This window comes from Scytonema millei VB511283 (assembly GCF_000817735.3).
GTDB lineage: Bacteria > Cyanobacteriota > Cyanobacteriia > Cyanobacteriales > Chroococcidiopsidaceae > Chroococcidiopsis > Chroococcidiopsis millei_B.
This window is the reverse complement of record NZ_JTJC03000001.1, coordinates 452,139-465,726: the sequence shown is the minus strand read 5'-3', so window position 1 is coordinate 465,726 and position 13,588 is coordinate 452,139. Positions and strand designations below refer to the sequence as shown.

General features: G+C 45.6%; 11 protein-coding genes and 1 pseudogene. 4 read left to right on the top strand and 8 right to left on the bottom strand.

The window, feature by feature from the left end; all coding sequences use genetic code 11:
- Positions 1-173: 173 nt before the first annotated feature.
- Both QH73_RS02135 and QH73_RS02130 read left to right on the top strand, forming a co-directional pair.
- Positions 174-1,112, top strand: coding sequence for a metal ABC transporter solute-binding protein, Zn/Mn family (locus QH73_RS02135; RefSeq protein WP_052289965.1), 939 nt, complete (start codon positions 174-176; stop codon positions 1,110-1,112).
- A gap of 6 nt (positions 1,113-1,118) precedes the next feature.
- Positions 1,119-1,928 (top strand): metal ABC transporter ATP-binding protein, encoded by an 810-nt coding sequence (locus tag QH73_RS02130; RefSeq protein WP_039715043.1) that lies wholly within the window; start codon positions 1,119-1,121, stop codon positions 1,926-1,928.
- 67 nt (positions 1,929-1,995) lie between these two features.
- Here QH73_RS02130 and QH73_RS02125 read toward each other — a convergent pair whose 3' ends face one another.
- The gene (locus QH73_RS02125) at positions 1,996-2,568 is read right to left on the bottom strand and encodes a DUF2808 domain-containing protein (RefSeq protein ID WP_039715042.1); all 573 of its coding nucleotides are present in this window, start codon (positions 2,566-2,568) and stop codon (positions 1,996-1,998) included.
- Between the two features lie 195 nt (positions 2,569-2,763).
- Positions 2,764-2,907 (bottom strand): hypothetical protein, encoded by a 144-nt coding sequence (locus tag QH73_RS02120; protein WP_165587602.1) that lies wholly within the window; start codon positions 2,905-2,907, stop codon positions 2,764-2,766.
- Between QH73_RS02120 and QH73_RS02115 the strand changes: the two genes are divergently transcribed.
- The gene (locus tag QH73_RS02115; protein WP_039715041.1) at positions 2,888-3,397 is read left to right on the top strand and encodes a hypothetical protein; all 510 of its coding nucleotides are present in this window, start codon (positions 2,888-2,890) and stop codon (positions 3,395-3,397) included. The two genes, QH73_RS02120 and QH73_RS02115, sit on opposite strands and share 20 nt — an antisense overlap.
- Positions 3,398-3,723: 326 nt before the next feature.
- On the top strand, positions 3,724-4,008 hold the full coding sequence (locus QH73_RS02110) for a tetratricopeptide repeat protein (protein WP_052289964.1): 285 nt from the start codon (positions 3,724-3,726) through the stop codon (positions 4,006-4,008).
- Between the two features lie 49 nt (positions 4,009-4,057).
- On the opposite strand, the gene QH73_RS02105 is transcribed toward QH73_RS02110, so the two are convergent.
- The 6 genes and pseudogenes from QH73_RS02105 to QH73_RS02080 form a co-directional block, all read right to left on the bottom strand.
- On the bottom strand, positions 4,058-5,290 hold the full coding sequence (locus QH73_RS02105; RefSeq protein WP_039715040.1) for an acetate kinase: 1,233 nt from the start codon (positions 5,288-5,290) through the stop codon (positions 4,058-4,060).
- 110 nt (positions 5,291-5,400) lie between these two features.
- Positions 5,401-6,096, bottom strand: coding sequence for a class I SAM-dependent methyltransferase (locus QH73_RS02100; protein ID WP_039715039.1), 696 nt, complete (start codon positions 6,094-6,096; stop codon positions 5,401-5,403).
- A 222-nt stretch (positions 6,097-6,318) separates the two neighbouring features.
- Positions 6,319-6,957, bottom strand: coding sequence for a histidine phosphatase family protein (locus QH73_RS02095; protein ID WP_039715038.1), 639 nt, complete (start codon positions 6,955-6,957; stop codon positions 6,319-6,321).
- Positions 6,958-7,032: 75 nt separating this feature from the next.
- Entirely contained in the window at positions 7,033-8,082 is a 1,050-nt protein-coding gene (gene gap / locus QH73_RS02090; RefSeq protein WP_039717327.1) for a type I glyceraldehyde-3-phosphate dehydrogenase, read from the bottom strand.
- A gap of 71 nt (positions 8,083-8,153) precedes the next feature.
- On the bottom strand, positions 8,154-10,700 hold the full coding sequence (locus QH73_RS02085) for a glycogen/starch/alpha-glucan phosphorylase (protein ID WP_052289963.1): 2,547 nt from the start codon (positions 10,698-10,700) through the stop codon (positions 8,154-8,156).
- Positions 10,701-11,027: 327 nt separating this feature from the next.
- Positions 11,028-13,412 (bottom strand): annotated as a pseudogene (locus tag QH73_RS02080) (phosphoketolase family protein); the annotation flags it as partial.
- Positions 13,413-13,588: the final 176 nt, after the last annotated feature.

Sequence of the window (13,588 nt, the reverse complement as noted above, 5' to 3'; positions counted from 1 at the left end):
GATTGTGTGCGTGACACGGGTAGGGGGCGCACGGCTGTGCGCCCCCTACGGACGTGTATTTTACCCAATTGAAAAACGCTATCAAACGCAACCCTTTAGCCAATCCCAGGAGAACAATTGTGAGCCGCTGCTACTTGAGATATTGGGCTGGATGGCAACTCAGCCTACCCTTGATGTCACTCCTACTGTCATCAATTGTTACAGGCTGCAATAACCAAGCGAGTTCGCCGCCACCTGCACCTCAAGTGGAGACAGTGGCTTCGCCGTCGGATCGGTCAAAGGTAGTGACGACATTTTTACCGATGTACTGGTTTACCAAAGCAGTAGCGGGAGAGGAGGCGCAAGTAGAAATTTTAGTTCCGCCTGGTACGGAAGTACACGAATACCAAGCAACACCAGCTAACGTACAGGCGATCGCCACGGCTGATGTTTTAGTCAAAAACGGTTTGGGCTTGGAAGAATTTCTGGAAGATACGATAAAAAATGCTGGTAACTCCAAGTTGAAACAAGTCGAGGCAAGTCAGGGAATAAAACCTGTAACAGAAATTTCCCCAGTGGAAGAAACGACTTCAGAAGCAGAACACGGACACGAACACGAACACGCTGAGGGTAATCCTCACGTCTGGCTCGATCCTGTCTTGGCGCAACAACAAGTCAATAACATTCGGGATGGCTTAATTGCTGCCGATCCGCAAAGTAAAGCGACTTACACTGCTAATGCTGCCAACTACATCCAACAGTTGCAGGCACTCGATCGCGAGTTTAGGCAAAGGTTACAAAAATATCCTAACTGTACGTTTGTTACCTTCCACGATGCCTATCCTTATTTGGCACAACGCTACAAACTCAAACAAGTAGCAGTAGTAGAGATTCCCGAAGACCAATTGTCGCCCCAGGATATTCAAAGGGCGATCGCAGCAGTGAAAAAATACAATGTCAAAGCGGTGTTTGGCGAACCAGGCACAGATAATAGGTTGCTAAAAAATCTTTCTCAAGATTTAAACCTGACTTTCAGACCTCTAGATCCTTTAGAGACAGGACAGACGAATCCCCAATATTATTTCACGGCAATGAAAGCCAATCTTAAATCGTTGGAAGCGGGTTGTCAGTAATTAATTGTGAATCATTCAGCAGTAACTAGTAACAAATACCCGATTCTGAAAGTAGAAGACTTAGCCGTTTACCAAGGTAACTATCTCGCCATCCGAGACGTTTCCTTTGAGCTAATTGCAGGGACGGATACGGCAATTGTCGGTCCCAACGGCGCGGGGAAAAGTACCCTCGTACAAGCATTATTGGGGATAATTCCCCGTGCGGCGGGGACAATAGAAATGTTCGGTCGCCCCTTAGAACGCTTAGGGAGATTGTGCCATCAGATCGGCTACATGCCGCAAAATTTTGTCTTCGATCGCAGTTTTCCGATCTCTGTCAGCGAATTAGTTGGGTTGGGATACGTAGAGGGGCAACAGGTTAGGGGCGCACAACTGTGCGCCCCTACAGTAAACTCAATGCATTCTCGACCGGAGGGCAAAAAGGCAGCGATCGATCGAGCATTAAAACGAGTTGATGGGTATCATCTGCGCCGACAGCCAATTGGTAGCCTCAGTGGAGGTGAATTGAAACGGGTGCTGCTAGCGTATTGTTTGGTCATGCCACGGCAGCTATTAATCTTGGATGAAGCTTTTGCTGGTGTAGACGCGCAAGGTGCAGCCGACTTTTACAACTTATTAAACGAACTCAAACAACAGGAGAATTGGACGGTATTGCAGATCTCTCACGATTTAGATATGGTCAACCGTCACTGCGATCGCGTTCTCTGTCTCAACCAAAGCCTAATTTGCACGGGTACGCCCGAAATTGCCCTATCTCCACAAAACTTACTAGCAACCTACGGTCCCAACTTCAGCCGCTACCATCATCGGCATTAGAGGGAGCAGGGAGCTGAGGGAGCAATTCTAGTCACTAGTCACTAGCCACTAGTCACTCTCTTCTGATTCAAAAAATGTCTCTACTACCACCGTTGTTGTAAAAATGTAACCGACCGAAGCCCATGAATTGACTGCGGACTTTTTCCCCTGGTGGAAAAGCTGTGACACCAAATAGGTAAACTCCTGAAGTTGTGGGATTCGCTCTCGGTCTGAGACCAATAGTAATTGCTCTACCAGGGGGAATTGGGGGATCGAAATTGACTGTTACCGTTCGCGTTTCTCGATCGTGGGTGACTTCGCCTAATTGAATTTTGTCACCGCGATCGCGGCGGGTTCCTTCAAAAGCGCGGGTATCATCGAGCCTATAGCGAATATTGTCTGCGCCTTCCTTTTGATGAATCGTCACCCGTTGTAAGGGTTCGCTGGCTGCTTTGGGAATGGCGATCGTGAAGTAGTAAGTTGCGCCCCACACGCTGACGCTATCAAAAGTGGTTGTTGCTTCCAGTAGATCTGGCGGTTGTACGAAAGCAACTGAACCGTCTCCCAGTTTCACGGCTTGTACGGTTGAGGGAACTATTCCACCTAAACCCAAGCCTACCGCGATCGCGGTTCCCAACCATCCGATCGTTTGTCTTACCATACTATCTATCTGTAAATCAGGGAGTCGGGAGTCGGAAATCGGGAGTCGGGGGAAAAGAGCAGGGAAGCAGGGGCACAACTACCAACTACCAACCACCAATTTCATTGTAATATTTCTTATTTTAAAGCTGAAAAAAAGTTTCTTCTTATTAATTCTCAACTTAGAGTTCAAACATAATTCACATTTAGTTCACTACTAATTAGCTAAGCTAAAAGTAATCGGCGATCGGTAATTGGTCATTAGGTAATTGGTAGCCGATCGCCAGTCACTGATAACTGATAACTGACAACCGATAACTAATTCAATTAGGGGATTTGATATGACTGTTGCATCAACCACTCAATTGAAGCGACCCATTTGGCATACTGTTGTCATCTTGACTTTAGGGCTTTGGCTTGGTGGTAGCTTGCTTTTAGACTGGGTAATTATGCCTAGTTTGTATGTGTCTGGGATGATGACTCAACCTGGATTTACATCAGCAGGCTATTTCATGTTCTGGAATTTCAATCGAATTGAATTACTTTCTGCTGCTTTGGTATTGACAGGGGTTTTAGCACTCGGCAAATCGCAATTATATCATGCTAATTTGGCTTGGAAAGCCGCAATTTTATCTTCGCTGTTGCTAGCGATCGCCCTGATTAATACCTATTTTCTCACTCCTAATATGTGTGCTGTGGGGATGCCGCTGAATGTATTTGAGTCCGTTCAAGAAATTCCTTCTGTGATGAATCAACTGCACGCGGGTTACTGGCTGCTAGAAGTTGTAAAACTTTCGGTTGGCGGTACGTTGTTAGTTTGGTGCTTTCGCCAAAAAGCTGAAGTTAGCTAATTTGACTTAGCAAATTTTCCTAGTAGGGTGGGCAATGCTCACCCTACTTTTTATTTAAGTTTTATTAAAAATAATTAATTAAAATCGTTTTGTGTAGCTTTTGATTGCAAAAAAATGAAGCGATTTCCTTTGATAAAACTTGGCGATCGCCGAGACTAGGTTACTTTGCGCTCAAACTTGAAGAAATTGTATCGAGAAGAACAAACTTTCTTTGAGCTAGAATGATAGATTTTTGTTTCTAGCTACTTAATTTTTTGCGTCACTTTGTTGTAGATTCTTCAACATAGCAAAGAAATTTTTTAGCTGCAAACCTGCGAGGAATAAACATGAAAGTTGTTGAAGAAGCGATGACTGCTGAAGACTTCATGAAGCAAGCAGCAGCTAGGGCTGATGGTGGGGATTATGTAGGAGCCATTCAAAGCTACGACGAAGCAGTAGTGATGAATCCTGAGAATGGTAGAGCTTATGGCAATCGTGGCTTTATGAGGTTAAATTTAGGCGATCGCATGGGTGCGTTGTCAGATTTTCGTGCTGCCGCAAATCTCTTCCTCACCCAAGGCAGAATGGCTAATTATGAGATGGTGTTGGATTATATCGAGAAGATGCAGTGAGTCAGTTGTCAGTTGTCAGTTATCAGTTACCAAGATTTCTTTATTACGGTCACTGGTCACTGTTAAACTGGTCACTGTTTAAGCGCCAGCAAGATTGAGCGATCGCCCAATCTTCTTGGGTTTGAACGACTAAAACGCGGATCTGTGAATCAGAGGTGGCGATGTCTGCATCTTTGGGAGAGGCTTGATTTTTGCTGGGATCGAGTTTCAATCCCAGAAATTCAAACGCTTCACAGGTAGCTTGTCTGGTTTGAGCGTGATTTTCTCCTACGCCAGCAGTGAAGACAAGCGCATTTAATCCTGATAAGGAAGCTAGCATCGAACCAATGTGCGATCGCAAGCGATGAATGTAAATGTCAAATGCTAATTTAGCGCGATCGTTTCCCTCGGCGATCGCTTGGCTGATTTGGCGCATATCCCCACTAATACCAGAAACGCCTTTCAGTCCCGATCGTTTATTGAGCATCTCGTCTAACTTCTCGGTATCGTACCCCTGTCGCAATAGATAAAGGAGAATGCTGGGATCGATAGAACCCGATCGCGTCCCCATCATCAATCCTTCTAGAGGTGTAAATCCCATCGTCGTGTTGATGCAGATCCCATCGCGGATTGCGGCTAAAGAGCAACCATTCCCTAAGTGACAGGTAATCAGTTTGAGGGAACTGAGATCTTTGCTTAACAAATAAGCAGCGCGACGGGACACGTATTCATGACTGATTCCGTGAAAACCGTAACGACGAATTCCTTGTTCGCACAACTCGTAAGGGATGGGGTAAACGGCTGCACCTGGGGGAATGGAACTGTGAAAAGCAGTGTCGAATACTGCGACTTGCGATACTTGTGGTAAAGTCTGCTCGATCGCCTCAATTCCCTCTAAATTGACGGGATTGTGTGCGGGTGCAAGGTTTGCTAGTTCTTTTATCGCTGCTTTCACTTCGGGAGTGATGCGAGTCGGCTGAGAGTAATGCTGTCCGCCGTGAACGACACGGTGTCCGACAAGTTGAATTTCAGCTAAATCGGAAACGATCTGTGTCTTGCCTTGCATTAAAGTATCGAGCATTTGGGCGATCGCGTGCTGCCGTTCTTTGATAGGAATTTCTGTTTTTATCGATGCTCCACGAGCGGTTTTGACTTTTAGTAAGCCGACTTCCGATTTTCCCGTCCAGTCTATGGTTGCTTCCCACAGTGGCTCAACTGGCTGCTCTAGAATCCCATCTCCCCCAATTTCGTAGAGACAACTTTTTTGGCTGCTCGATCCAGCGTTGAGTACGAGGATTTTCATAAGTCAGTTATCAGTTAACAGTTATCAGTTATCAGTTTTCCGACTTAAATTCCACTCAGATTCTAAATTTTCGACAGCAATTTGTTGAGTATCTAAAGATATATACAGCTCTAAGATTCTGCTAGAACTAACAGCGAGTATCCTCCTAGTAGCCGCACTGTAACGTCTGGGGCGATCGCATATAAAATTTTCCGCGGTAGACTTAGCGATCGAGCTTTAAAGGATTTCGGGCGATCGACATGCTCGGCAGTGTAGCAATAATCTAAAATCTTGTAGCCAGCATCTTTCAAAGCCCAAAGAGCTGTATCTTTCATAAAATAGTGTATATGACCGACGTTTTCTCGCATCCATAGGATCGGTTCAGCTCGCAGTACAAATTGAGCTGACATGTCGAGAGGAATATGAAAAATTTTATATTTAGATTTAGGTCTTAACTGTCTCAAAAAATTTAAATAGTCTTCTACATGCTCGAACACGTCAATACAAAGCAAAATATCGAAAGGATCGATTTCTGTTTTAGTTATATCCTCACAGGCAAAAGATAAATTTTGATTTTGACGCTGTTGAGAAAGTTGGATTGCTTGAGGTGAGATATCATATCCTTGAAATCTGACATGCTCTGGTAAGGATAACTGTAGTTGTCTCAAAATCTCTCCAGCACCGCAGCCAATTTCACAAATAGAACCAGGATTTAACTTATTTTTCCGAATTATACTCAGAATTTGCTGGGCTTTCCAAGGAGAGTCTTCAACACCATACGATGGATTATGTTCAAGGTAAGTCCCATCGAGATAAATAGTTTGCATAAGCTCTATTTGGGTTTGATTTTGGGTGAATTTTGAAGTTTTAAAGTAGGGAGCAGGGAGTAGGAAGTAGGGAGCAGGGAGCAGATAAAAAAGTTATGGAACGTTTATATTGACTTGAATACAAAAATTGCAGAGAAAGAGCGATCGCGAATGTTTCAGATCTCAGTTTAGGTAAAATATCCAGAGCGAAAATGAGATATTTATAGATATATTTGTCGATTATTACGTTCCTGGTAAATTACGTAATTCTGCATCTAGATGATAGCGATCGCCCAACACCTCCAGTAAAGGACCATGTACGTCAAATTTGATAATGCTAACAGAAGCAGCTAAAGCAGTAATGCGATCGCGATAACGTCCGACATCGATTCCTAATAAGCTACAAAGAATAATCCTAATTGTGGCTTTGTGAGAAACAACTAAAACATTGCCCGTAGGACATTTAGCTTCAATTTCAGAAATGACAGGCATGGCGCGGCTGGCAATTTGGACACCAGTTTCACCTTCAGTCGGCGGATTCCAAGCTGGTTCCGTCAACCACCGGACGTAATCTTCTTCATAATGTTGCTTGACAAATTCCAGCGTTTGCCCTTCCCATTTGCCATAGCGAATTTCCTTCAGTCCGTCACGCAATTGCATATCCATCGCGATCGCATCACATAGAGGTTTTGCAGTCGCGATCGTGCGTTTCATCGGACTGACATAAACCGCCGTCCAAGGTAGTGAACGATAAGTTTGGGCAAACGCCTTTGCCATCAACATCCCTTCTGGAGTCAGTTCTGGGTCAAGCTCGCCACAAAAACCTCCCGTGCGACTGTATTCTGTTTCACCGTGGCGCAGTAGGTAGAGTTTGAGACTCATGTTTTGATTGGTAATGGGTAATTGGTAATGGGTAATTGGTAATAGGTAATTACAACTACCAACTACCAACTACCGCTAAGAAGCAGCAACCAAAGGGCGATCGCCTGTTAATACGCCTTCTTTGTGTGCCATGTAAAGCATCAGATCGAGAACGCGACAGGAGTAACCCCACTCGTTGTCATACCAGGAAACGACTTTGAAAAAGTTAGAATTCAACTCGATACCCGCACCAGCATCAAAGATACTAGAACGGCGATCGCTGCGAAAATCCATTGAGACGACTTCATCTTCGGTGTAGCCGAGAATGCCTGCTAAGCCATTTTCGGAGGCTTCTTTCATTGCCGCACAGATCTCTTTGTAGCTGGTGGCTTTTTCTGTCTTAAAGGTCAAATCGACGACGGAAACATCAGGAGTTGGTACGCGAAATGCCATTCCTGTTAGCTTACCCTTGAGTTGAGGCAAAACCAACGCTACAGCTTTCGCCGCCCCAGTGGAGGAAGGAATGATATTTTGGGCTGCCCCGCGTCCGCCGCGCCAGTCTTTTTTACTCGGACCATCTACAGTAGGTTGGGTAGCGGTCATAGCGTGTACGGTGGTCATTAAGCCTTCTGTCAATCCGAATTTATCGTCGATGACTTTGGCAATCGGAGCCAGACAGTTAGTGGTACAGCTAGCATTAGAGACGATCGCATCTTTTTGGGGATCGAATTTTTCGTGGTTCACACCCACCAACAGCGTTGGAACCTTATCTGGGTCTTTAGTAGGAGCAGAAATGACTACCCGTTTTGCCCCTGCCTTGAGGTGATTTGATGCCCCGTCATAGGTGGTAAACAAGCCTGTGGACTCTACCACATAATCTGCACCCAAACTGCCCCAAGGTAACTCAGCCGGATTTTTGATCGCCGTACAAGGGACGAACTTGCCGTCGATGACGATTCCATCTTCTTTCGCATCCACCCGACCGCTATAAGTGCCGTGGGTGGAGTCGTATTTAAACAAATAGGCAAGATTATCGGGGGGAACGAGATCGTTAATCCCGACAATCTCCACTTGTGGGTTGTGCGCTGCTACCCGCGCTACTAATCGTCCAATTCGACCAAAACCATTAATGCCGATTTTTAACATAAGTTTGTCATTCGTCATGTAGGAAATAGTTGACGGCTGACGGCTGACGGCTGACGGCTGACTGTCAACTGTCATCTGTCATCTGTCTCAAACCAACCATCGCCAGTTTTTGCTGCTGCCAATTGTACCGGAACGGGTTTCACTTTCCAGATCTGCTGGCAGTATTCGCGGATGGCACGGTCTGAGGAAAATTTACCCATGCGGGCTGTATTTAAAATTGACATTTGCAACCACCGATCGCGATCGCGGTATGTCTGAGATACTTGCTGTTGGCAATCGATGTATGGTTGATAATCTGCCATTAGCATGAAGGGGTCTTTGTCAAGTAACAAGTCTACCAGTGGTTTGAATAAGCGGCGATCGCCATGAGAAAAGTATCCAGAAGCGATTTGGTCGATTGCTTGTTTCAGTTGGGGATTTGCTTCGTAATATTCCCAAGGGCGATATCCGGTTAATCTTAAAGCACCAACGTCCTCTGTTGTCAAGCCAAAGAGAAAGAAATTTTCTGCTCCCACAGCATTGCGGATCTCGATGTTTGCCCCGTCGAGAGTGCCTATTGTCAATGCCCCATTCATGGCAAATTTCATGTTACCAGTGCCGGATGCTTCTTTGCCTGCGGTAGAGATTTGTTCGGAAAGGTCGGCGGCGGGATAGATGGGTTGGCTATTTTTGACGTTGTAATCTGGTAAAAAGACAACTTTAAGGCGATCGCCGATATCGGGGTCTTTGTTGACTACATCAGCCACGGAGTCGATCAGTTTAATTATCAACTTGGCGATGTAATAACCGGGGGCGGCTTTGCCAGCAAAGATTAAGGTACGGGGGGTAATATCTAGATTGGGATTTTGCTTGATTTGGTTGTAAAGCGTAATTGCGTGCAAGATGTTCAAATGTTGGCGCTTATATTGGTGAATGCGCTTGACTTGAATGTCAAATAGCGAGTCGGGATCGACTTTAACACCCGTGCGATCGAGAAGAATGGAAGCAACGTTAACTTTGTTTTCGCGCTTGATCTGCTGCCATTCTTTTTGAAACCCTGGATCTTGAGCGAAGGTTTCTATTTGCTGTACGTCTTCTAAATGCTTGATCCAACTGTCGCCAATACAACTGGTAATCAGATTTGCCAATTTAGGATTACTCAAGACAATCCAGCGACGAGGGGTAACGCCATTTGTAACGTTGGTGAATTTTTCGGGGAAAAACTCGTAAAAGTCTAACAGCGTGGTTTTTTTCAACAATTCGCTGTGGAGTTCTGCTACTCCATTAATTCTGTGGCTGCCAACGCAGGCGAGGTGTGCCATACGGACGAATTTACCATCGTTTTCGTCAATTAAAGATAGCCGTCCAATCCGTCCTTCATCCGTACCAAATTTATGCCGTACCTGTTCTAAAAAGCGCCAATTAATTTCGTAAATGATTTCTAAATGACGGGGGAGAAGGCTACTAAATAACTTCAGCGACCACTTTTCTAAAGCTTCTGGTAGTAGAGTATGGTTGGTGTAACCAAAAGTTTTCTGGGTAATTTCCCAAGCGGGTTCCCAGTCCATTTCGTGTTCGTCCAACAACAATCGCATCAATTCGGCAACTGCGATCGCGGGATGGGTATCATTTAGCTGAACGGCGAATTTTTCGTGGAACTGTTCTAAGGGCAATTTCTGCCGTAACATGATGCGCAGCATATCTTGCAAGGCGCAGGAAACGAAGAAATACTGCTGTTCTAGACGTAGTTGTTTGCCTTCGTAAGTTTCATCATTAGGATAAAGTACCTTGGTTAAGTTTTCCGAGGTAACTTTCTGATCCACCGCACCGTAGTAATTGCCGCGATTAAAGGCTTCAAAATCAAAAGATTCTGGTGCTTCGGCTTTCCACAATCGCAAGGTATTAGCCGTGTTGACCTTGTAACCTAAAATCGGCGTATCGTAGGGAATGCCAAGTACAACTTTGTGAGGAACCCAGCGTACCTGATAGCGTCCTTGGGCATTTTTATGTGCTTCGGTACGACCGCCAAATTTCACCGAAACCGCCCATTCTGGACGAGCAATTTCCCAAGGATTGCCATAGCGCAGCCATTTATCTGTTTTCTCAACCTGCCAGCCGTTACGGATAATTTGGTCGAAAATGCCAAATTCGTAGCGGATACCATAGCCAAGAGTAGGAATTTCCAAGCTGGCTAGGGAATCGAGGTAACAAGCAGCTAAGCGACCCAAACCCCCATTTCCCAAGCCTGGTTCCTCTTCTTTTGCTAGCAATTCTTTCAGGTCGAGTTTCAACTCGGTCATGGCTTGCTGCACTTGGTTGTAAATGCCCAAATTAATCAGGTTATTACCCAAATGCGGACCCATCAAAAACTCAGCCGAGAGATAGGCAACAGTACGCGATCCTTCCTGGGTGTAAATTGCGGCTGTATTGACCCAGCGTTGCAAGAGGCGATCGCGTACTGTATAGGCAAGTGCCATGTAGTAATCGTGTTTGGTGGCAAGGGCAGGAAACTTGCCTTGGACGTAAAATAAGTTATCTAAAAACGCTCGCTTCAGGGTTTCAACCCCAATCCCCGTGCGATCGTCTTCGCATTGCATCCCCACGTCTTGACCTTGCAGCTGGGGTTCCTGTATTTGCATATTCAATTCCTATTAACTGTATCCTGCTATTAACCTTGCCCGATTTTTACTACTGCAAAAGTCAAAATGATTACAAAGGAAGAGAAGTCAAAAGTCAAAAGTTAAAAGTCAAAATACTATCCCCGACTCCCGACTCCTGTACGAGCGGGTTTACCAAAAAACTTCGCTGCTAGCAGAAATTTCGGGTGAACCCGCCCCTACAATTCTCGACTCCCGACTCCCGAATTATTTCCTCGCCGCGCCTTCTTCTCCTTCTAAAGATGGGGTTGAACTAGCATTATCGCGTTGGGTATCGATCGCAGTTTTATCGGCTGGGGAACCGCTGTAATACTGCCATTTCCAATTGCGAATTTCCGCCATGTCTTCGCCGTACTCGGAGACGTAACATTTATGTTCGATTAGTTTGTCTTTCAGCATTTGCTTGACATATGCTGCTTTAGATCCCAATTTAGGCACGCGATCGATCGCATCCATGACTAAATGGAAACGGTCTAAGTCGTTAAGGACGACCATATCAAATGGCGTAGTTGTCGTTCCCTCTTCCTTGTAGCCGCGAACGTGTAGGTTGCGGTGGTTGGTGCGGCGATAGGTGAGGCGGTGGATCAGCCAGGGATAGCCGTGGAAAGCAAAAATAATCGGCTTATCGGTGGTAAAGATGCTGTCAAAGTCTTTATCTGTCAAACCGTGGGGGTGTTCGGTGTTAGGTTGCATTGTCATCAAATCCACCACATTCACCACCCTGACTTTCAAATCGGGAAAGTGCAGCCGCATCATGTCTACTGCTGCTAAAGTTTCTAGGGTGGGAATATCCCCCGCACACGCCATGACAACATCGGGTTCGCTATCTTTGTCGTTACTCGCCCATTCCCAAATACCGATTCCTTTGGTACAGTGCTTGACTGCTGCATCCATATCGAGATATTGCAAGGCTGGTTGTTTTCCGGCGACGATGACGTTGACGTAATGGCGCGATCGCAAGCAGTGATCGCCAACTGAGAGTAAAGTATTAGCATCGGGGGGTAAATACACCCGAATCACCTCAGCCTTTTTGTTCATTACATGGTCGATAAAACCTGGGTCTTGGTGCGAAAAACCGTTGTGATCTTGTCGCCAGACGTGGGAAGTCAAGAGGTAATTGAGGGAGGCTACAGGTCTACGCCAGGTAATGTGACGAGTTGTTTTCAACCACTTGGCATGTTGGTTGAACATCGAATCGATAATGTGGATAAATGCTTCGTAGCAGGAAAATATTCCATGTCGTCCGGTTAGCAAGTATCCTTCTAACCATCCCTGACAGGTATGTTCGCTCAAAATTTCCATTACCCTACCGTCAGGCGATAGTTGTTCGTCTTCCGGTAAAATCTCCGCCGTCCACGTCCGGTCTGTCGTTTTGAAAACTTCACCTAAGCGGTTAGATGCGGTTTCGTCGGGTCCAAAAATTCGGAAATTCTGGTTTTTTTCGTTAAATCTCAGAATATCCGCCAGAAACTTACCCAAAACGCGAGTAGCCTCAGATGTTGTCGTACCTGGATTTTTTACCTCTACTGCATAGTGGCGGAAATCTGGCATTTTCAGATCTCGCAACAAAACGCCGCCGTTAGCATGGGGGTTGTCACCCATACGCTGTTGTCCGGTGGGTGCGAGTGCGGCTAATTCTGGGAATAACTTACCTTCTGCATCGAAGAGTTCTTCAGGTTTGTAACTCTTCATCCACTGTTCTAGCAGTTGTAGGTGTTCTGGCTTGCCAGACATTTCGGAAAACGGGACTTGGTGCGATCGCCAGGAATCTTCTGTTTTCTTGCCGTCTACTTCTTTCGGTCCCGTCCATCCTTTGGGCGATCGCAATATAATCATCGGATATTGGGGGCGATCGTTAAAGCCTTTCGTCCGTGCTTCGTGCTGAATCGCCTTAATTTCTTCTACCACCCGATCCATTGTCGCCGCCATCAGTTGGTGCATGGTAGCGGGATCGGAACCTTCAACGAAATAGGGTTTGTAACCGTAGCCGACGAACAAGCTTTCCAACTCTTGATGACTCATCCGCGCCAACACCGTAGGATTGGCGATTTTGTATCCATTTAGGTGCAGAATTGGTAACACTGCACCATCTCGGACGGGATTGAGGAATTTATTGCTATGCCAACTCGTTGCTAAAGCACCCGTCTCCGCTTCGCCATCACCCACGACACACGCTACAATCAAATCGGGGTTGTCAAATGCAGCACCGTATGCATGGGAAACAGCGTAACCCAATTCACCCCCTTCGTGGATCGAACCAGGAGTTTCAGGTGCAACGTGGCTGGGAATACCGTAAGGGAAGGAAAATTGTTTGAAGAGTTGCTTCATTCCCTCAGTATCTTGAGAGACATTAGGGTAATATTCGCTATACGTCCCTTCTAAATAAGTGTTGGCAACCAAGCCAGGTCCACCGTGACCGGGACCAGCAATATAAATCGTGCTGAGGTCATATTTTTTGATAACGCGATTGAGGTGAACGTAAATAAAGTTTAAGCCTGGTGTCGTTCCCCAATGTCCCAACAATCGTGGTTTAATATGTTCTAGCTTCAGTGGTTCTTTCAGGAGTGGATTGTCTAGTAGATAGATTTGTCCGACTGAAAGATAGTTAGCTGCACGCCAGTAAGCATTCATCTTTTGCAGCTCGTCAGCAGTCAATGAACCTTTCTGTGCTGTGGGAGCGGGTGCTTGAACCATGATGAATTGTTACCCTATTATTTCAAGTTCTACTAAATTCTTTCAATTTCCGAATGGTTTGTTTTCTCTCTAAAGGACGATCGCGATCGCTCTAACTTTCAAAGTAGTAAATCGCTCTAACTTTTTTCAGTATAGAGCCAAACAAAAAAATGTTACCCTTCTTAAGCTTTTATTAA

Excerpts from the sequence above, each read along its gene's own strand:
- QH73_RS02135 (WP_052289965.1), top strand. The coding sequence starts at position 174 with ATGTCACTCCTACTGTCATCAATTGTTACAGGCTGCAATAACCAAGCG.
- QH73_RS02125 (WP_039715042.1), bottom strand. The coding sequence starts at position 2,568 with ATGGTAAGACAAACGATCGGATGGTTGGGAACCGCGATCGCGGTAGGC.
- QH73_RS02115 (WP_039715041.1), top strand. The coding sequence starts at position 2,888 with ATGACTGTTGCATCAACCACTCAATTGAAGCGACCCATTTGGCATACT.
- QH73_RS02110 (WP_052289964.1), top strand. The coding sequence starts at position 3,724 with ATGAAAGTTGTTGAAGAAGCGATGACTGCTGAAGACTTCATGAAGCAA.
- QH73_RS02105 (WP_039715040.1), bottom strand. The coding sequence starts at position 5,290 with ATGAAAATCCTCGTACTCAACGCTGGATCGAGCAGCCAAAAAAGTTGT.
- QH73_RS02100 (WP_039715039.1), bottom strand. The coding sequence starts at position 6,096 with ATGCAAACTATTTATCTCGATGGGACTTACCTTGAACATAATCCATCG.
- QH73_RS02095 (WP_039715038.1), bottom strand. The coding sequence starts at position 6,957 with ATGAGTCTCAAACTCTACCTACTGCGCCACGGTGAAACAGAATACAGT.
- gap (WP_039717327.1), bottom strand. The coding sequence starts at position 8,082 with ATGTTAAAAATCGGCATTAATGGTTTTGGTCGAATTGGACGATTAGTA.
- QH73_RS02085 (WP_052289963.1), bottom strand. The coding sequence starts at position 10,700 with ATGCAAATACAGGAACCCCAGCTGCAAGGTCAAGACGTGGGGATGCAA.